10 protein-coding genes are annotated in these 20,846 nt (G+C 70.0%); 9 read left to right on the top strand and 1 reads right to left on the bottom strand.

Annotated features, from left to right (window positions below):
* The first annotated feature begins 122 nt into the window (after positions 1-122).
* The gene (locus ACIQI8_RS35165) at positions 123-1,451 is read left to right on the top strand and encodes a geranylgeranyl reductase family protein (RefSeq protein WP_402359789.1); all 1,329 of its coding nucleotides are present in this window, start codon (positions 123-125) and stop codon (positions 1,449-1,451) included.
* 13 nt (positions 1,452-1,464) lie between these two features.
* On the opposite strand, the gene ACIQI8_RS35160 is transcribed toward ACIQI8_RS35165, so the two are convergent.
* On the bottom strand, positions 1,465-1,938 hold the full coding sequence (locus ACIQI8_RS35160) for a nitroreductase/quinone reductase family protein (protein ID WP_402359786.1): 474 nt from the start codon (positions 1,936-1,938) through the stop codon (positions 1,465-1,467).
* Between the two features lie 168 nt (positions 1,939-2,106).
* On the opposite strand from ACIQI8_RS35160, the gene ACIQI8_RS35155 reads away from it, so the two are divergent.
* From ACIQI8_RS35155 to ACIQI8_RS35120, 8 genes are all read left to right on the top strand, one after another.
* Positions 2,107-2,817: a TetR/AcrR family transcriptional regulator gene (locus ACIQI8_RS35155; protein ID WP_402359783.1), complete on the top strand. Its 711-nt coding sequence runs from the start codon at positions 2,107-2,109 to the stop codon at positions 2,815-2,817.
* 165 nt (positions 2,818-2,982) lie between these two features.
* Positions 2,983-4,218, top strand: a complete 1,236-nt coding sequence (locus ACIQI8_RS35150; protein WP_402359780.1) for a sensor histidine kinase — start codon at positions 2,983-2,985, stop codon at positions 4,216-4,218.
* Positions 4,215-4,880, top strand: a complete 666-nt coding sequence (locus tag ACIQI8_RS35145; RefSeq protein ID WP_402359777.1) for a response regulator — start codon at positions 4,215-4,217, stop codon at positions 4,878-4,880. Before ACIQI8_RS35150 ends, ACIQI8_RS35145 begins: the two co-directional genes overlap by 4 nt.
* A 238-nt stretch (positions 4,881-5,118) precedes the next feature.
* Positions 5,119-5,424, top strand: a complete 306-nt coding sequence (locus ACIQI8_RS35140) for an MbtH family protein (protein WP_402359774.1) — start codon at positions 5,119-5,121, stop codon at positions 5,422-5,424.
* Positions 5,425-5,455: 31 nt separating this feature from the next.
* The gene (locus ACIQI8_RS35135; RefSeq protein WP_402361308.1) at positions 5,456-7,507 is read left to right on the top strand and encodes an ABC transporter ATP-binding protein; all 2,052 of its coding nucleotides are present in this window, start codon (positions 5,456-5,458) and stop codon (positions 7,505-7,507) included.
* Positions 7,508-7,876: 369 nt separating this feature from the next.
* Positions 7,877-8,530 carry a response regulator transcription factor gene (locus tag ACIQI8_RS35130; RefSeq protein WP_402359771.1) on the top strand — a complete coding sequence of 218 codons (654 nt, stop codon included), beginning with the start codon at positions 7,877-7,879 and terminating at the stop codon, positions 8,528-8,530.
* Between the two features lies 1 nt (position 8,531).
* Positions 8,532-9,818, top strand: coding sequence for a sensor histidine kinase (locus tag ACIQI8_RS35125; RefSeq protein WP_402359768.1), 1,287 nt, complete (start codon positions 8,532-8,534; stop codon positions 9,816-9,818).
* A gap of 335 nt (positions 9,819-10,153) precedes the next feature.
* Positions 10,154-20,846 (top strand): amino acid adenylation domain-containing protein (locus ACIQI8_RS35120; protein ID WP_402359766.1); only part of this gene is annotated, 10,693 nt, incomplete at its 3' end.

The following is a 20,846-nucleotide window of genomic DNA, read 5'->3' as shown; positions in this document are numbered from 1 at the left end:
TGTGGGTGCGACGTTGTACTGGTGAAGTGCTGTGATCCTCCCACAGCGGTCCGCGGCGACGCCCGCCGTAGGATGCGGGAGACAGGTGCGGCAGGCGGCGTGATCGGGAGTAACGGACCATCGTGAGCAGCGAGAACTCTTCGGCGGACGACGGACAGCGGGTGTGGGACGTCGTCGTGGTGGGTGCGGGGCCCGCGGGGGCCTCCGCCGCGTACGCGGCCGCGGTGGCGGGGCGGAGCGTGCTGTTGCTGGAGAAGGCGGAGCTGCCCCGGTACAAAACGTGCGGCGGGGGCATCATCGGACCCTCCCGCGACTGTCTGCCACCGGGCTTCGAACTCCCGCTGCGCGACCGCGTGCACGCGGTGACGTTCTCCAACAACGGTCGCTTCACGCGCACCCGCCGCTCCAGGCAGATGATGTTCGGGCTGATCAACCGGCCCGAATTCGACCAGCAGTTGGTCGAGCACGCGCAGAAGGCGGGCGCGGAGCTGCGTACGGGCGCCACCGTGCAACGCGTCGAGCAGCACGGCTCGTCCGTGCCGGACCGGCGTACGGTCGCCGTCGTGCTGCAGGGCGGCGAGACGCTCCTCGCCCGTGCTGTGGTCGGCGCGGACGGCAGCGCCAGCCGCATAGGAGCGCACGTCGGCGTGAAGCTCGACCAGGTGGACCTCGGCCTGGAGGCGGAGATCCCGGTACCCGAGACCGTCGCCGAGGACTGGAAGGGGCGGGTGCTCATCGACTGGGGCCCGATGCCCGGCAGTTACGGCTGGGTCTTCCCCAAGGGCAACACGCTGACGGTGGGCGTGATCTCGGCGCGAGGTGAAGGCGCGGCGACCAAGCGGTACTTGGAGGACTTCATCGCCCGGCTCGGCCTCGCCGGGTTCGAACCGAGCATCTCCTCCGGGCACTTGACGCGCTGCCGGGCCGACGACTCGCCGCTCTCGCGCGGACGGGTGCTGGTCTGCGGGGACGCGGCGGGGCTGCTGGAGCCGTGGACGCGCGAGGGCATCTCCTTCGCGCTGCGCTCGGGGCGGCTCGCGGGGGAGTGGGCCGTGCGGATCGCCGAGGCGCACGACGCCGTGGACGCCCGGCGCCAGGCGCTGAACTACGCGTTCGCGATCAAGGCGGGCCTCGGGGTGGAGATGAGCGTCGGCAAGCGGATGCTGGCCATCTTCGAGCGCCGTCCGGGCCTGTTCCACGCGGCCCTCACCGGCTTCCGACCGGCGTGGAACGCGTTCCGGGAGATCACCCAGGGCAAGACCTCCCTCGCCGAGCTCATGCGCTCGCACCCCATGGCCCAGCGCGCCCTGACCGCGCTCGACAAGCGTCCTGTGGAGGGCGGTTCGGTCGACGCGGGCGGGGAAGCGGGCGCGGCGGGAGAGGCCGGCGCGGTCGGTGGCACCGGTGGTGTCGGTGGAACCGGTGCGGTCGGCGAGGGCGGTTCCTCCTGACCGTGCGGTGGGGTCACTTCGCGACCGTGATGCGGAAGACAGGGTGATCCGGCGCGGCCGCGATGATCTCCTCGTCGGTGGACTTCGCGGTGACGCCCTGGAAGTACTGGTTGACCTCCCAGCCCCACTTCTCCAGGTAGGTCCGCAGGATCGGGAGCTTCTCGGCATCGGGCAGCTCCTGCGCGGTGAACGTGCGGATCCTGCGCCCGACGCGCAGCTCGCCGCCGCCGGCGACCCGCATGTTCCGCACCCACTGGGAGTGGCCGCGGGCCGAGACGATGTACTGCGTGCCCGCGTAGATGTGCGGGTTCACCGGGACGCGCTGCATCCGGCCGCTCTTGCGACCGCGCACCGACATCTCGGCGGAGCCCATGAGGCTGATTCCGTGCCGGGCCATCCAGCCCAGGACGCTGTTGAAGCGGACGGTCAGCGGGCTGCCCTTGAGGTAGTACGGCGCGGGCGAGGATGCGGACGCGGACTCGGACATGGTGGTCTCCCCTCAGCGGGAGAGCGTCGCTCACTTTTGTGAGCACTGCTCTCGCTTGTGGTGTCAGTCTGCATCGGATCAGCGATCCAAAGCAAGAGCGGTGCTCTCTTTTTAGCGCGGCGCTCACATCTGTGTGCAGTGCTCCACTTTCATGGCACACTCGCGAGCATGAGCACCGCACAGGGCGCCCGTGCCAGGGCCAGGATCGAAGTCACCGCGGCCATCAAGGACGAGGCCCGCAGACAGCTCGCCGCCGAAGGCGCCGCCAAGCTGTCGCTGCGCGCCGTGGCCCGCGAGCTGGGCATGGTCTCCTCCGCGCTCTACCGCTACTTCCCCAGCCGCGACGACCTGCTCACCGCCCTCATCATCGACGCGTACGACTCCGTGGGAGAGGCGGCGGAGGCGGCGCGCGACGCGGCGGCGGCGGCGGAGGAGGCGGGGGGCGACGTGGCCGGTCCCGTGGGGCGGTGGGTCGCGGCGTGTGAGGCCGTGCGCCGCTGGGCCCTCGCGCATCCGCACGAATACGCGCTGATCTACGGTTCGCCCGTCCCCGGGTACGTCGCCCCCGACACAACCGTCCCGCCCGCCTCCAGGGTCGGCCTGGTCCTGATCGGCATCGTCCGCGACGCCCTCCGGGGTCCCGGACTGACCATGCCCCCGTTGTCCGAGGAACTGCGCCCCGAGGCCGAGCGGTTGGCCGCCGACATCGCCCCCGACCTCCCGCCGGCCGTGGCGACGGCTCTGGTCGCGGCCTGGGCGCAGCTGTTCGGGCTGATCGGGTTCGAGCTGTTCGGCCAGTTCCACCGGGTGGTGGAGGACCGGGAGGCGTTCTTCCGGCACGGGGCGGGCCGGCTCGCCGCGAGTGTGGGGTTGCGCTGACGCGGGGCCAGGCTCTCGGCGAACCTGGTCCGGGCTCTCGGCGACCCCGGACCAGGTCTCGGCGACACCTCGGCCGCCGACGGCTGACGTACTTCCCCGGGAGTACCCGTGATCACCACGCCTGGCGGACGCCGGGCCGGGACGGTGACGTCTAGCGTGGCGGGCATGGAAGAGCAGCGTGTGCGCGGGGGCGGCCCGCCCCAGTGGTGGCGGCACGGGCCGCCGTGGCCGAACCGCTGGAACGAGGAGCAGCGCGGCGCCCGCTGGCCGTGGCGCTCCACCCTGGTGCTCACCGTCTTCGTGCTCGCCGGGTCGAACTACGCGGCCCACCAGCAGGTGCACGAGCGGGCCGAGCTCAACGCCTTCGCGCGCGTCCTGCTGATCGTCGGCTCGGGACTGCTGCTGTGGCGGCAGCGGCATCCCGTGGCCGTCGTCTTCGGCACGTCCGCCGCCGCCATGGTCTACCTGGGCGCCGGTTTTCCGTACGGACCGGTCTTCCTCACCGTCGCCCTGGCCTGCTTCAGCGCCGTCGTCGCCGGGTACCGGCGGGCCGCCTGGGGCGCGGTCGGGATGCTGTGGGCGGGGCACGTGCTCATGGCCCACTGGCTCTACCGCTGGCTGCCGCCGTCCGGAGACGCTGCGGCGCGCTGGGGACAGGAGGTCGTCATCGCCACCTGGGTGGTGGCGATCGTGGCGGTCGCCGAGCTGGCCAGGACGCGGCGCGAGCAGTGGGTCCGCGAACGCGCCGAGCGGGCGCAGGCGGCGAAGCGCCGGGCCGACGAGGAGCGGCTGAGGATGGCCCGCGAACTGCACGACGTCCTCGCGCACAGCATCTCCGTCATCAACGTCCAGGCGGGCGTGGGACTTGCCCTGCTGGACACCGATCCCGAGCAGGCGCGCACCGCGCTGACCACCATCAAGGCGGCGAGCAAGGAGGCGCTGGGCGAGGTCCGCCAGGTGCTCGACACACTCCGCACGCCGGGGGACGCGCCGCGCGCACCGGCGCCCGGCCTGAGCCGCCTGCCCGAACTGGTCGAGCAGGCCGGGAGCGCGGGCCTGACGGTGGACGTCGAGGGCAAGCCGCCCCGCCTCGCGCCCGGCACGGACCTGGCCGCCTTCCGGATCATCCAGGAGGCGCTCACCAATGTCGTACGCCACTCGGGCTCGCGCCACGCGCGCGTGCACCTCGTCCACGACGCGCGGGAGCTACGGCTGCGGATCGACGACGACGGGCCCGCGACCGGTGCCGACGCGGGCGGCGGCGGCAATGGGCTGGCCGGAATGCGGGAACGGGCCGTCGCTCTGGGTGGCACGATCGAGGCGGGCCCGCGCCCTGACGGAGGGTTCCGGGTGCTCGCCGTACTGCCGTTGAAGGTGAAGGCCAAGGAGGACGACCGGTGATCCGCGTACTGCTCGCCGACGACCAGTCACTCGTGCGGGCCGGCTTCCGGGCGTTGCTCGACGCGCAGCCGGACATCGAGGTGGCGGGGGAGGCCTCCGACGGTGAGGAGGCGGTGCGGAAGGTGCGTGAACTGCGCCCCGACGTCGTCCTGATGGACATCCGTATGCCGCTGCTCGACGGACTGGCGGCGACCCGCCGCATCACCGACGACGGCGCTCTCGAAGGCGTCAAGGTGGTCATGCTCACCACCTTCGAACTCGACGAGTACGTCTTCGAGGCGATCCGTTCGGGTGCCTCCGGCTTCCTGGTGAAGGACACCGAGCCGGAGGAACTCCTGCGTGCGGTACGGGCGGTGGTCGAGGGCGACGCGCTTCTGTCACCCGGAGTCACCCGCCGCCTGATCGCCGAGTTCGCGGCCCGCTCCAAGGAACCCGCCGCCGCGGACGCCCTCGGTCAACTCACCGAGCGGGAGCGGGAGGTGATGGCCCTGGTGGGCATCGGTCTCTCCAACGAGGAGATCGCCCGCCGCCTGGTCGTCAGCCCCCTCACCGCGAAGACCCACGTCAGCCGCACGATGGTGAAGCTGGGCGCCCGCGACAGGGCCCAACTGGTCGTCCTGGCCTACGAGTCGGGGTTGGTGCGCCCGGGCTGGCTGGGCTGACCAGTCTCCCGGAAAAGGGCGCCGGCCGAAAGTCCCTGTCCGACTGTCCAAGTGTGCGTATCCGGCACTTGGACAGGCTCCGGAAATCATTTCCCGCACCCTTTGGATGCGATCCGAATGTCCTTTGCGCGACCCGTAATCGGTGACGCGTGACCTCGGTTTGTCCAACCTTGTGTGCCCTGTGACCCGCGACTACCTTGAGCGAGTCCAGGCAGGCCCCAATTGATTGGGAGTGGTCATGGCAAACCCGTTCGACAATGAGGACGGATCGTTCTTCGTGCTGGTGAACGACGAGAACCAGCATTCCCTATGGCCCGCCTTCGCTGAAGTGCCGAACGGCTGGCGAGTGGTGTTCGGTGAGAGTCCGCGGAAGGACTGCATCGATTACGTCGAGAAGAACTGGACGGACCTGCGTCCCCAAAGTCTCATCGACGCCATGAACAAGGACGCCGCGAACAAGGACGCCGCGAACAAGCAGAACGTCGCGGGCGAGCAGAGCACCGCGAACACCCAGGACGTCGAGTCCGCTCAAGCCGCCCGTTGACGGCGCGGAACAAGAGGAGATTCCCGTGGCCATGATCGGCGGCTCCGGGCCGGTGACTTTCGGCGGCGTGGGGCCGGACCCGTCCGGAGCCAAACAACGCGTCAAACCCGGCACGGCCAAACGCATTCTGCCCTACACCAGGCCGTACCGCTTCAGCATCGGTCTGCTCCTGGTCATCACGACCCTGAACGCCGCCATCACCGTGGCTCCCCCCGTGATGTTCAAGTACCTCATCGACGACGGCATCGCCAAACGCGACACCTCCCTCGTGATGTGGCTCGCCCTCGCGATCGGTGCGCTCGCGGTGGTCGGACTGGTCGTGGGGTGGGCGGAGACCTGGTATTCGGCCCGGGTCAGTGAGGGCCTCATCTACGAACTGCGCACCGAGGTCTTCGACCATGTGCAGCGCCAGCCTCTGGCGTTCTTCACCCGGGCCCAGACCGGCGCCCTGGTCAGCCGGCTCAACACCGACGTCGTCGGAGCCCAACGAGCCCTGACCACCCTGCTGTCGACCGTCGTCTCCGCCGGACTGACCCTGGCGTTCGTCCTGGTGACGATGTTCCTGCTGTCCTGGAAGATCACCCTGATCGGCCTGGTGATCGTGCCGCTGTTCATCCTTCCCGGCAAGATCATCGGGCGCAGGCTGCAACGCCTCATGCGAGCCCACATGCAGGTCAACGCCGAGATGGGCTCGTTGATGAACGAGCGGTTCAACGTGACCGGGGCTCTCCTTGCCAAGCTCTACGGCCGCCCCGCCACCGAGGCCGGCCTCTACGCGGAGCAGGCGGGCCGGGGCCGTGACCTCGGCATCCAGACCGCGGTCCACGGCAAGATGCTCTTCCTGTCGATGATGCTCCTGGGCTCACTGGCCACGGCCGCGGTCTACGGAGTCGGCGGAAAGCTCGTCATCGAAGGGTCCTTCTACATCGGCACCCTCGTGGCTCTCGCGACGCTGCTCACCCGCCTGATGACCCCGATCACCCAACTCTCCAACGCCCAGGCCGACGTGATGACCGCCCTGGTCAGCTTCGACCGGCTGTTCGAGGTCCTCGACCTCAAGCCGCTCATCTCCGAGAAGCCGGGAGCCAAGTCGCTGCCCGCCTTCGGCAGCGGCAGCGACAACGGCGACGGCACCGCACCGGCCATCGAGTTCGACGACGTCTCCTTCCGCTATCCCCGCGCCCGCGAGGTCTCCCTCGCCTCGCTGGAGTCGATCGCCCTGCCCTCGCCGGAACGCGTGGACGACTCCTGGACCCTGCGGAACCTCAGCTTCACCGTGCCGGCCGGCAAACTCACCGCGCTGGTCGGACCCTCCGGCGCGGGCAAGACCACGATCACGCACCTGGTACCGCGCCTGTACGACCCCGTCGAGGGGACCGTCCGCATCGGCGGCCAGGACCTGCGCGACCTCACCCTGGCATCGCTGCACGAGACCGTCGGCATGGTCACCCAGGACGCGCACATGTTCCACATGACCATCCGTCAGAACCTGCTCTACGCCCGCCCCGACGCCACCGAGGTCATGCTCGTCGAGGCATGCCGGGCCGCACAGATCTGGGACCTGATCCAGGCGCTGCCCGACGGATTCGACACCGTCGTCGGCGACCGCGGATACCGCCTCTCCGGCGGCGAGAAGCAGCGCATGGCGATGGCCAGGCTGCTGCTCAAGGCCCCGCCCGTCGTCGTCCTGGACGAGGCCACCGCACACCTCGACTCGGAGTCGGAGGCCGCCCTGCAACGCGCCCTGAAGACCGCGCTCATCGGCCGGACCTCCCTGGTCATCGCCCACCGGCTCTCCACGATCCGCGACGCCGACCAGATCCTCGTCATCGACAAGGGCCGGGTCCAGGAGCAGGGCAACCACGAGGAACTCCTGGAGCGCGGCGGGCTCTACGCGGAGCTCTACCGCACCCAGTTCGCGGGCCACGGACGCGCCAACGGGCACACCAAGCCGGTCCCGCAGCCGGCGGTCGGACCGCAGTCCTTCGGCGGCGGAGGCGGCGACCCCCTCCCGCCCCTTCCGCCCCCGGGCTCCGGACCCGCCCCGATGATCCTCGGCGGGCCGCCCCCGGCGCAGCGGTGACCCTGCCGCGCCCGCCCGCAGGAACCGTGTCCGGAACGCGCCCGTCGCGTTCCGGACACGGTGCCATGCCCCGGCCCTCCTTCCGCGACCGTCCGTTCACGGAAGGAAAAGCCGGGCCACCGCACCGGCCCCGGCAGTACGCTGAACGACGTACGGGCCGGCCACCCACACGGACGTGGCCACGCACACAGGGCCACACAGGGACGACTGTGTGGGTACGACCGCGCAGACCACGTGGCTACGACCACGCAGACACGACACGCGGACGCTGTGACCGGGGTGTGACCACGGTCCGGGCAGGCTGACCGGCATGAACAGCCTGTGCCGCCCGGCTCCCCGGTCATGAAGTGCCGCGCCGGGGGTGAAGAGTTGAGGGTTCTCGTCGTCGAAGACCATGCCGAACTCGCGGAATCGGTGGCACGCGTGCTGCGTCGCGAGGGGATGGCGGTCGACGTCTCCTACGACGGAGCCGACGCACTGGAGCGCGCGACGGTCGTCGACTACGACGTCGTCGTACTGGACCGGGACCTCCCGAAGGTCCACGGCGACGCGGTGTGCGGCGTGCTCGTGGAACAGGAGCACCGGGCCCGCGTCCTGATGCTGACGGCGTCCGCCACGATCGCCGACCGGGTGGAGGGCCTCACCCGCGGCGCGGACGACTACCTGCCCAAGCCCTTCGCCTACGCCGAGCTGGTCGCCCGGATCCGCGCCGTCGCCCGGCGCCCCGAGCAGGCACTGCCTCCCGTCCTGGTCCACGGCGACCTGCGCCTGGATCCGGCCCGCCGGGTGGCCACCCGCGCGGGCACGCAACTCCGGCTCACGCCCAAGGAGTTCGCGGTCCTCGAATGCCTGCTGGCCGCACAGGGCCGGCCCGTCTCGGCGGAGGAACTCCTCGAACGCGTCTGGGACGAAGCCGCGGACCCCTTCACCAACACCGTCAAGACCACCGTGAACCGGCTGCGGCCGAAGCTCGGGTCACCGCCCCTGATCGAGACCGTCCCCCGCGGCGGCTACCGGATCTGAGATGCCGATGCGCCTGCCCAGCCCACTCCGTCCGATCACCGCGGGCGTCCCGGCACGCCTCCTGCCCCGACGCGTCCGTATGCGCCTGACGGTGCTGTTCGGCCTGCTCTTCGTCGCTTCCGGCGCGGTCCTGCTCGCCATCACCTACTTCCTCGTCTCCCGCCGCAAGGGCAACATCACCATCTTCAACCAGGGCGTCGGCGGGCTGCCCATGCCCGACGGCGGCAGAGGCGGCATGGAAGTGCTGCCCGGCCAGTCCCCGCCCCCGTGGGCCGAGGGTGTCGCCCGGGAACTGCGCGAACAGGCCGTACGACAGCACGCGTTGGAGATGCACCACCTCCTGGTGCAGTCCGGCATCGCGCTGGCGATGATGGTCGGCATCTCCATCGTGCTCAGCTGGCTGGTGGCCGGCCGCATCGTGCGGCCCCTGCGCACGATGACCTCCACCATCCGGCAGATCTCCGCGCGCAACGTCCACGAGCGCCTCGACGCCAAGGGCCCCTCCGACGAACTCAAGGACCTCGCCGACACCGTCGACGGACTCCTGGGCCGACTCCAGACCGCCCTCGACTCCCACAAACGCTTCGTCGCCAACGCGGCTCACGAACTGCGCACCCCGCTCACCCTGGAACACGCGCTGCTCGAAGAAGCCCTCATGGACGACGACACCGACACCTTCCGGACCACCTTCGACCGCCTGCTCGTCATCAGCAGGCAGCAGGCCCGCCTGCTGGAGTCACTGCTCACCCTCTCCAGCAGCGAACGCGGCGTGGAACACCCCGAACCACTGGACCTGGCCGCACTCGCCGAGGACGTCCTGCTGTCCTTCGAGACGGAGATCGACCGGCGCGGACTGACACTGGAGACCGACATCCGGCCGACCGGCATCTCCGGGGACCCCGCCCTCATCCAGCGCCTGGTCGCCAACCTCCTCGACAACGCCATCGACTACAACCTGCCCGCCGGCCGCGTCGAGATGGCCACCGGCACCGACCCCACCGGCCGCCCCTTCGTCTCCGTCTCCAACTCCGGCAACGACATCCCGCCCGAACAGGTCGACCGGCTCCTGGAACCCTTCCAACGCCTCGTCCGTACCCCGGACGACGGCCATCACGGCCTCGGCCTCTCCATAGTCCGCGCCATCGTCACCGCCCACGGCGCCGAACTCGTCGCCCGCGCCCGCCCCGGAGGCGGCCTGGTCATGGAGACCTACTTCCCGGGACGCGTACCCGCCCCGCCGACCGGCATCGGCCAACACCCCGCCCGCAAAGTGGTCGCCCGCCTGTAGGAAACCCGAACCGGAGAATCCTTTTCCGGCATACGCGCCCGGCCCGCGAGCCCTCGCGGACCGGGCGCTTTTTGATGTGTCCAACTGAGCAAAACAGCTTGTTGGACACACTCCTCCGTCCCGAATCCGCACACACTGTCGCCAATCAAATGTCCGTGAGAGCATGAACGCGGGCTGGATCATGCCCGTTGTCGATATCCGATATCGATTGCTCATCCGCGACACACGAATCGCGCCCTGCTCGGATTTTCAGGCCCGGGGGAATGATGAACGGTCAGGCTGATTACGAACTGCCTCTCTTTGATTCCCAAGAGGGAATTCTGCTGGCGCAGCGCATGGAAGACTCGCGCCGGCTCTACAACGTCGGCCAGTACGTCGAAATCGCCGGGGCCGTGGATCCGCATCTCTTCGAGCGCTCCGTGCGACAGGCCGTCGCCGAGGCGGAGATCCTGCGCGTGAAACTCGTGACGGACGGCGATCGCGTCACCCAACGGTTCAGTGCCGAGCCGCAGACAGGGACAGGACACGAGCCTCTGCACCAAGAGGCCCTGCACCACGTGGATCTCAGCGCGGAAAGCGCTCCCGACGAAGCCGCCGAAGCGTGGATACGCGCCGAACTGCACCAGGTCGGCGACCCCACCGAGAGCCGGCTCTTCTCCCACACCCTGCTCCGCCTCGCCCCCGAGCGGTACGGCTGGTTCCAGCGCTACAACCACCTCCTCATGGACGCCTACGGCTGCTCCCTCATCGGCCGTCGCGTGGCGAAGATCTACACGGCCCTCCTGACCGGCGACACCTGCCCGCCCCCCAGGCACGCACCCCTCCGCGAACTGCGCCGCCAGGAATCCGCGTACCGCGCCTCCGAGGAGTACCGCAGCGATCTCCGGTACTGGACCGAGCACTTCGCCGACCGGCCCGAACCCGCGAGCATCCCCGGACGGCGCTCCGACGGCACCGACGGCGTCCTGCGACAGACGGGCCACCTCCCGCCGCCCGCCGTAGAGGCGCTGCACCGGGCGGCCGCTCTCACCGACGTCAGCTGGCCGCGGCTCGTCGTGGCGGCGGTCGCCGCCTTCACGAGCCGACTCGCCGACACCGACGAGGCACTCCTCAGCCTCCCACTGTCCGTCCGCACCACCGCGCAAGCCCGACGCACCCCGGTGACGACGGCGAACGTGCTCCCGCTGCGCCTGCCCGTCACCGCCGACACCACGTTCGCGGAACTCGCCAGCCGAGCCGAGCGGGAGGTCGACGGCGCCGTCGAGCACCAGCGCTTCCGCGGCGAGTGGCTGCGCCGCAGCGCCGGCTGGCCCACGGGCAACCGTTGGCAGTTCGGCCCCTACGTCAACATCATGCCGATCGGCGAGACGCTCCGCTTCGGCGAGCACCGCGCCGTCGTGCACGAGCGGTCGAGCCGACGCGTCGAGGAGTTCGGCGTCCTCGTCAGCGGCTGGTCGGACGCCGAGGGAATGCGGGTCACCTTCGAGGCCAACTCGTCCCTCTACGACGCCCAGTGGCTCCGCTCGGCCCACGCCTCTTTCCTGCACTTCCTTGAACGCGTCGTGGCGGACCCCTCGTCGCCGGTGGGTCGGGTCGAGACGTTGGCCGAGCGTGAACGCGAGCTGGTGGTGGGGGAGTTCAACGACACGCGGCAATCCGTGGTCGGGGATTCGCTGCTGGATCTGTTCGGTTCTCATGTGCGGGCGGTGCCGGGGGCGGTGGCGGTTCGTTCTGGCAACGAGGGTTTGTCGTATGGGGAGTTGGATGCGCGCTCGGATCGGCTTGCGCGGTTTTTGGTGGGTGCTGGGGTAGGTCGTGAGCGGGTGGTGGGTCTGTGTCTGCCGCGTGGGGTCGACATGGTGGTGGGGGAGTTGGCGGTGTGGAAGGCGGGTGGTGCCTTTGTGCCGTTGGATCCTGACTATCCCTCGGACCGGTTGCGGTTCATGGTCGAGGACAGTGGTGCGGGTGTGGTGCTGGCGACGGCGGAGACTCTGGCCCGGGTGCCGGCGGGGCCGGCCCGTGTGGTTCTGCTGGAGGAGGTGCCTGAGGCACCTGAGGCGAGTGCACTGCCGGGTGTGACAGATCAGGGTCAACTGGCGTATGTGATCTACACGTCGGGTTCGACGGGGCGTCCGAAGGGTGTGGCGGTCGCTCATCGTGGTGTGGTGAATCTGGTGCAGGCGATGGCGTCTGTTCTGGGTGCGGGTCGTGGTGTGGTGACGTTGCAGTTCGCGTCGTTCAGTTTTGATGCGGCGATCCTGGACGTGGCGGTCGTGCTGGGGTCGGGCGGGACATTGGCGGTTGCCACTGGTGAGGAGCGTGCGGAGCCTGGCGCGTTGGCTGGGATGGTTGCCGCGCACGGTGTGAGCACGGCCAGTGTGGTGCCGTCCCTTCTGGGAGTGCTGGATCCGGAGCAGGTGTCCGGTATGAACACCTGGGTGCTGGGCGCGGAACGCCTCACCTCGGATCTGGCGGCGCGTTGGGCGCCTACGGCGAAGATCTTCAACACCTACGGCCCGACCGAGGCCACGGTCATGGTGACGGCCGGTGCAGTGACCGGAACCGTCACGCCTTCCGCTGAGGCGCCGGCTATTGGCCGCCCGTTGTCCAACTCGCGTGTGTACGTGCTGGATTCGTTTCTGCGGCCGGTGCCTCCGGGGGTCACGGGGGAGGTGTATGTCACGGGTGCGGGTCTGGCCCGTGGCTATGTCGCCCGCGCGGATCTGACGTCGGAGCGGTTTGTGGCCTGCCCGTTCGCGGACGGTGGGCGTATGTACCGCTCGGGTGACTTGGCCCGCTGGAGCACTGATGGTGAGTTGTTCTTCGTCGGTCGGGCGGATGCGCAGGTGAAGGTGCGTGGCTTCCGTATCGAACTCGGCGAGATCGAGGCCGTGTTGACGGCGCATCCTGCTGTTGCTCAGGCCGTGGTCGTGGCGCGTGAGGACGGTCCCGGCGACAAGCAGCTCGTCGCGTACGTCGTCTTGCGGGCCCAGGGGGTCGAGGTACCGGAGCTTCGGGAGTACGTCGGTGAAGCTCTGCCCGAGTACATGGTCCCGGCGGCCTTCGTGTCGTTGGACGCGCTGCCCCTCACCGTCAACGGCAAAGTCGACCGGGCCGCGCTGCCCGCTCCCGATCGCGGTGAGGGAAGTTCCGCCGGTCGCGCGCCGCAGGGCGTGGTCGAGGAACTTCTCTGCGCGCTGTTCGCTGAGATCCTCGGGCTGGAGCGGGTGGGCGCGGACGACGGGTTCTTCGAGTTGGGCGGCGACTCGATCATGTCGATGATGCTGGTGTCGGCGGCTCGGCGGGCCGGCGTGGCCATCACCGCCCGGCAGGTGTTCGAGCGCCGTACTCCGGCGTCTCTGGCCGCCGTGGCCGTCCTCGCGCCGGACGTGCACGTGGGCGGCGGGGACCCCGGTGTGGGCGAGATTCCGCTGACCCCGGTCATGCGGGAACTGATCGACCGGGTCGGCCTCGACCGACTGAGCGGGGTCGTACAGTCCGGCGCGGTGTCCACTCCGCCCGGCCTGCGGTACGACACGCTGGTCCGCGCGGTCCAGGCGGTGGTGGACCACCACGACGTACTCCGTGCCCGGCTGGAGACAGAGCCGCAGCGGCTGGTCGTGGTCGAGCCGGGCACGGTGTCGGCCGCTGCGTGGGTACGCCGTGTCGATGCGACATCAGCCGACCCGACGGACCTTGTGAACCTGATGGAAAGTCAGATACAAGATGCCGTAAGCCGGTTGGACCCGCTCTCCGGGACCGTCGCGCAGGTGGTGTGGCTCGACTGCGGGCCTGATGCTCCCGGACGCCTGCTGCTGACCGCGCACCATCTCGTGGTGGACTCCGTGTCCTGGCGGGTGCTGTTGCCCGATCTCGCCCATGCCTACACGGAGTTGGCGGCCGGACGCGAGCCCGTCCCGACACCCGTATCCACGTCGTTCCGGCACTGGGCGCGCCGGCTGACGGAACAGGCCGCGGGCGAGGCCCGGTCGGCGGAACTGACGCAGTGGACCCGGCTGCTCGGCACGTCGGAGCCGCTGCTCACCGAACGGCCCGTCGACCCCGGCCGTGATCTCGTCAACACCGTACGGCGGGTCTCCGTGACTGTGCCGTCCGAGGTGACGGCCGCGTTGTTGACCGCCGTACCAACCGCCTTCCATGCCGGCGTCGACGACGTGCTGCTGACCGCGTTGGGCGCGGCCGTCGCCGAGTGGCGTGGTGCGCCGCAGGACGGCGGGCTGCTGGTGGACGTCGAGAGCCACGGGCGGGAGCCACTGACCGAGGGAATGGATCTGTCGCGCACGGTCGGCTGGTTCACCGGTGTGCATCCGGTCCGGCTCGACCTCGGCACGACCGATCCGGCCGAGCTGCGGTCGGGCGGTCCGGCGGCCGGACGGGCGCTCAAGCGGGTCAAGGAGCAGCTGCGGGCGATACCCGGCGACGGCCTCGGCCACGGCCTGCTCCGGTACCTCAACCCCGAGACCGCGGCCGTACTGGCGCAGCTGCCGTCGGCCCAGATCGGCTTCAACTACCTGGGCCGTTCCACGGCAGCCACGCGGCCGCACTCGGGAACACCCGCCCAGGCACAGGCGTCCTCCGACGCGACCGCCTGGACGCCGACCGGTGAACTCGCGCTCACCGCCGGTTCCGACGGGAAGTTTCCCGTGATGCACGCGGTCGAGGCGCTCGGCGAGGTGCACGACCACGCCGACGGGCCCGAACTCACGCTCACCGTCGCCGCGCCCGGCCGGCTGCTCGACGGAGCGGCGGCACGCGCCCTGGTGGACGGCTGGGCGGCGATGCTGGCCGGCCTTGCCGCGCATGTGACCCGCTCCGGCGGCGGTGGCCGTACCCCGTCCGACTTCCCGCTGGTCGCACTCGGGCAGCATCAGGTCGAGGCGCTGGAGTCCGACGTCGAAGGGCTCACCGACGTCTGGCCGCTCGCGCCGCTTCAGGAGGGCCTGCTGTTCCATGCCCTGTACGACGAGCAGGCCGCGGACGTGTACGTCGAGCAGATGGTCCTCGGGCTCGACGGCCCACTGGACGCCGAGGTCCTGCGGGCCTCTTGGCAGGCTGTTCTGGACCGGCACCCGAGCCTGCGGGCCGGATTCCGGCAGGTCGCCGGGGTGGAGCGCCCGGTGCGGGTCGTGGTGGACGAGGTCGTGCTGCCCTGGCGGCAGGAGGACCTCTCCGGACGGGACGAGGCCGACGCCTGGGCGGAGTCGGAGCGCCTCGGGATCGAGGAACGTGCCCGCCGCTTCGACGTGACAAGGCCGCCGCTGCTGAGGGTGCTTCTGGTCAGGACGGGGCCCGACCGCCACCGCATGTTGGTGACGCTGCATCACCTGGTGCTCGACGGCTGGTCCCTGCCCGTGTTGCGCCGGGAGCTGTGGGCCTGCTACGCGGCGGGCGGCAGCGCGGCGGACCTGCCCGCGGTGACCTCTGAGCGGACCTATCTGTCCTGGCTGGCCCGGCAGGACGAGCAGGCGGCCCGGGAGGCCTGGCGCGCGGAACTGGCCGGACTCGAGGAGCCGACCCGGATCGCACCCACGGACCGCGACCCGGGTGCCACGTCCGAGACCGTGTCCTGCGAGGCCTCGGGCCAACTAGTGGAATCCCTCGGCGAGTTGACCCGCGGCCGGGGCGTGACGCTGAACACCGTCGTCCAGACCGCGTGGGCCCTGGTGGTCGGCCAGCTGACCGGCCGCGACGACGTGGTCTTCGGTGCCTCCGTCGCCGGCCGGCCCGCCGACCTGCCGGGCATGCAGACCATGCTCGGCCTGTTCATCAACACCGTCCCGGTACGTGTGCGCCTCGACCCGCGACAGACCGTCGCCGACACCCTCGCCGGCCTCCAGTCACACCAGTCGGCCCTGCTCGACCACCAGAGTCTCCGCCTCAGCGAGATCCACCGCCTCGCCGGACCGGGCGCGACCTTCGACACGCTGTTGGCCTTCGAGAACTATCCCTCCCGCATGAACCCCGCCACGGCCTCGGGGACCGACGGACAGGCCCCCGAGGGCGTGTCCCTCACCGAGGCCTGGATGCGCGAGTCGGTCAACTACCCGCTCGGCCTGGTGGTGGACCCGCTCGACGGACTCCGCGCACGCCTCACCTACTGGACGGACGTCCTCGACCACCCCGCCGCGACAGCCTTGCTCGATCGGTTCCTGCGCGCTCTGGAACAACTCGCCGCCCACCCGGACGCACCCGTCGGCCGCCTCACGCTCATGGACGACGACGAACGGCACACGCTCACCGAGGAGTGGAACACCACAGCCCGGCCGGTCCCTTCGGAGTCCCTGCCTGAGCTGTTCCGCGCGCGAGCGGAACAGACCCCGGACGCGGTGGCCGTGATCGGTACGGACCGCGACTGGACGTACGCCGAACTCGCAACGACAGCACAGCGGGTGGCCCGCGCACTCACCGCGCGAGGGGTGCGCCGCGGCGACCTGGTCGGGGTGGCACTGGAGCGCTCACCCGCCTTCATGGCCGTCCTGCTGGGCATCCTTGAGGCGGGGGCGGCCTACGTACCCGTGGACCCGGACTGGCCGGAACAGCGCCTGCGGCTGATGCTGCGGGACACGGTCCTGACCGTGACGGATACGCATACGGGCACGGACACGGATACCGATACAGCGGCGGCCAACTCCCACACGGACTTGGACGTCGTACAGGTCGGAACGCTCCTCGCGGGAACCGACGCGATCACCCGAACCGGAGCCACCGACCCACGCCTGACAGCTCAGGACGCGGCGTACGTGATGTACACGTCCGGATCGACCGGCGTTCCCAAGGGAGTTGTGGTCACGCACGGCGATGTGGTGGCCCTCGCACACGACCACCGTTTCGCACACGGGCACGAGACCGTTCTGATCCATTCCGCCCAGACCTTCGACGCCTCCACCTACGAACTGTGGGTGCCCGTCCTCAACGGCGGACGCTCGGTGATCGCCCCGCCCGGTGTCCTCACCCCGGCGCTCGCACGAGAGTGGATCGACCGGCACGGGATCACCGCGATGTGGCTCACCGCCGCGCTGTTCCACCTGTTCGCCCAGGACGACCCCGGCTGCCTGCGCGGGCTGCGCGAGGTGTGGACCGGAGGAGACGCGGTGCGGTCCGAAGCGGTCCGACGGGTGCGTGAGGCCTGCCCCGGCCTGGTTGTCGTGGACGGCTACGGCCCCACGGAGACCACGACCTTCGCCACCTCCCACCGCCTGGACCCGATGGCACCGGTGCCGCCGGTCATGCCCGTCGGACGTCCGCTGGACAACATGCGCGCCTTCGTCCTGGACACGTTCCTGCGACCGGTTCCCGCCGGTGTGCCCGGGGAGTTGTACGTCGCCGGCGCGGGAGTTGCGCGCGGCTACCTGGGGCGCGGGGCGCTGACCGCGGAACGCTATGTGGCCTGCCCGTTCGCCCCAGGCCTGCGCATGTACCGCACCGGAGACCTGGTCCGATGGACCACCGAGGGCGAGCTGGTCTTCGTCGGCCGGGCGGACGCGCAGGTGAAGGTGCGCGGCTTCCGCGTTGAACTCGGCGAGGTGGAAGCGGTGTTGACCGCTCATCCGTCCGTGGGTCAGGCCGTGGTCGTGGCCTGGGAGGACCGGCCCGGAGAGAAGCGGCTCGTCGGCTACCTGGTCCCCGAGGACCCGGACGTAGATCCGGCGGAGGTACGTGGGTATGTGGCCCAGGCCCTGCCGGAGTACATGGTCCCGGCGCTGGTGGTCGTCCTGGACGCCTTGCCGCTGACCGTGAACGGGAAAGTGGACCGCGCGGCTCTGCCCGTGCCGGACTTCGCGAGTCAGGTGTCCGGACGGACGCCGGTGGGCCCCGTCGAGGGCCTGCTGTCCGGCCTGTTCGCCGAGATCCTCGGGCTGGAGCGGGTGGGCGCGGACGACGGGTTCTTCGAGTTGGGCGGCGACTCGATCATGTCGATGCAACTGGCGTCGAGGGCCCGGCGCGCGGGGCTGGTGATCACACCTCGGCAGGTGTTCGAGGAGAAGACCGTCGAGCGACTGGCGACCGTCGCGGAGTCTCTCGTCACCGGTGACGGCGCGCCCACGGGAGACGTGGGTGTGGGCGAGGTGCCCTGGACGCCTGTCATGCGTGCCCTGGGCGAGCGGATCGTCGGACCGTACTTCACCCAGTGGGTGGTGGCCGGTGCACCGGCGGAACTGGATCTGACGGTGCTGGGCCGGGCAGTGGGCGCGGTGGTCGACGGTCACGACATGTTGCGGGCGCGGGTGGTCGGGGACGACTTGAAGCTGGTGGTGGGTGAGCCGGGTTCGGTGGATGCGGCGGGCTTGGTCACGCGGGTAGAGGCGGGTGCCGGCGAGGAGTTGGACGCGGTGGCGGGGCGTGCGGCTCGTGAGGCGGTGGGCCGTCTCGACCCGGCGGCTGGAGTGATGCTCCAGGTGGTGTGGGTGGATGCGGGTCCGGGTCGGGTGGGCCGACTGGCGCTGGTGGTGCATCACTTGGTGGTGGACGGTGTGTCGTGGCGGATTCTGCTGCCGGATCTGCAGGGTGCGTACGAGGAGCTGGTGGCCGGTCGTTCGCCTGTGCTCGATCCGGTGGGTACGTCGTTCCGCCGCTGGGCCGGAGTACTGGCCGAGCAGGCTGTCAGTCCCGAGCGGACCGCCGAACTCGACGACTGGTTGCGGGTGTTGGGCGAAGAGCGCCCGGCACTGGGTCGTCGCCGGTTGGATCCGGCGTTGGATGTGGCCGGCACGATGCGACGCCGGGAATGGGTGGTGCCCGCCGACGCGGCGGCGACGTTGGTGGGTCGCACGCCGACGGCGTTCCACTGCGGTGTGCATGAGGTGTTGCTGTCGACGCTGGCTGGGGCGGTGGGCCGATGGCGTCCCGAGGCCGCGGACCTGCTGGTGGACGTGGAAGGACATGGCCGCGAGCCAGTAGGGGATCTCGATCTCTCGCGCACGGTGGGGTGGTTCACGAAGATCCATCCCGTACGGCTCGACGTCACCGGAGTCGATCTGGCGGACGCCGCTGTGGGAGGCGTCGCGGCCGGTGACCTGGTGAAGGCGGTCAAGGAGCAGTCTCGCGCTGTCCCCGGCGACGGGCTCGGGTTCGGCCTGCTCCGTCACCTCAACCCGGAGACGGCAACTGTCCTGGCCGACGCGCCGGCTCCGCAGATCGGTTTCAACTACCTGGGCCGATTCGCGGCCGGCACCGGCACCGACAGGGAGTCGGTGAGGGCGTGGGAGATGGCCGGCGAGACAGCTGTCGCCGGTTCCTCCAATCCCGACTTGCCGGTGGCCCACGTACTGGAGGTGCGGGCCGTCGTACGCGACACCGCCGATGGTCCCGAGCTGAGCCTGACGCTGAGTTGGCCGGCGGGCGTCCTGGCCGACGTCGAGGCAGCGGCACTGGGCGAGACCTGGGTGCGGATGCTGACGGGGTTGGCCGCCCACTCCGAGGCCGCCGGTGCGGGTGGTCATACGCCGTCGGACTTCCCGTTGGTGGAGGTGTCGCAGGCGGGTGTGGTGGAGCTTGAGGGTGTGGTGGGGGATTTGGTGGATGTGTGGCCGTTGTCGCCGTTGCAGGAGGGGCTGCTGTTCCATGCGGCTTTTGATCAGGACGGTCCTGATCTGTATGAGGGGCAGCGGTCTTTGATTGTTGAGGGGCCTTTGGATGTGGTGCGGTTGCGGTCGGCGTGGGGGGTGGTGGTTGATCGGCATCCGGTGTTGAGGGCGAGTTTCCATTCGGGTGTGGCGGTGTCGGGTGGTGCGGTCCAGGCGGTGTCGGGGCGGGTCACGGTGCCCTGGACCGAAGCCGATGTATCGGCGCTGACCGAACCCGAGGCCACGGCCGAGATACGCCGCCTGGCCGCCTCAGAGCGGGCCGAGCACTTCGACCTGACCAGGCCGCCGATGCTCAGGCTCCTGCTGGTCCGGGTCGCCCATGACCAGCATCGCTTGGTGATCACGAGTCATCACATTGTGCTGGATGGTTGGTCGTTGCCGGTGTTGGTGGGTGAGGTGTCGGCGGCGTATGCGGCCGGTGGCAGTGGGCGTGGGCTGCCGGTGGTCGGGTCGTATCGGGAGTATCTGGCGTGGTTGGCGGTGCAGGACAAGGAGGCTGCGCGGGCGGCGTGGCAGCGGGAGTTGGCGGGTGTGGACGGGCCGACGTTGGTGGTGTCGACGGAGTCGGTGCGGTCGGTGGTGATGCCGGAGCGGGTGCGGTTCTCGCTGGAGGAGGAGTTGTCGCGGGGGCTGGTGGAGGTGGCTCGGGCGCATGGTCTGACGGTGAACACGGTGGTGCAGGGTGCGTGGGCGTTGGTGCTCGCGCGGCTGGCCGGGCGGGAGGATGTCGTCTTCGGGGCGACGGTGGCCGGCCGGCCTCCGGAGTTGCCGGGTGTGGAGTCGATGATCGGTTTGTTCATCAACACGCTTCCGGTGCGGGTGAGTTTGGACGGTGCTCAGTCCTTGCTCGGTCTGTTGGCGGATCTTCAGACGCGTCAGTCGGTGTTGATGTCGCACCAGCATGTGGGGATGCAGGAGATCAATCAGTGGGTGGGTGAGGGGGCGTCCTTCGACACGTTGGTGGTGTACGAGAACTACCCGCGCGCCGCCAGCGAACCCCCCTCCGGCCCCGACGCCATCACCATGCGGTCCGCCGGCATTCCGCTCGACGCGGGTCACTACCCGCTGAGCCTTGTCGTGGATCCGGGCCACGCAGGTCTCCACACCGAACTCGTCTATCGGCCGGATGTGTTGAGTCGGGTGCGGGCGGGTGAGGTGTTGGCGTCGTTCGTGGGGGTGTTGGAGCAGTTCGTCGCGGACTCGTCCCGGTTGGTGGGACGGGTGGGTGTGGTGGGTGCGGGTGGGCGTGAGCTGGTGGTGGAGGGGTGGAACCGGACGGCGGTGCCGTGGGTGCCTGGGGTGTTGCCGGAGTTGTTCGCTGCTCGTGCGGTGGTGTCGCGTGAGGCGGTGGCTGTGGTGGGTGGTGATGAGTGGTTGTCGTATGGGGAGTTGGAGAGTTGTGCGGCTCGGTTGGGTCGGTTGT

The sequence above is a fragment of the Streptomyces sp. NPDC092369 genome (assembly GCF_044755245.1).
Lineage (GTDB): Bacteria > Actinomycetota > Actinomycetes > Streptomycetales > Streptomycetaceae > Streptomyces.
The sequence above is the reverse complement of the archived record's forward strand: the minus strand, read 5'-3'. Positions and strand labels throughout refer to the sequence as shown.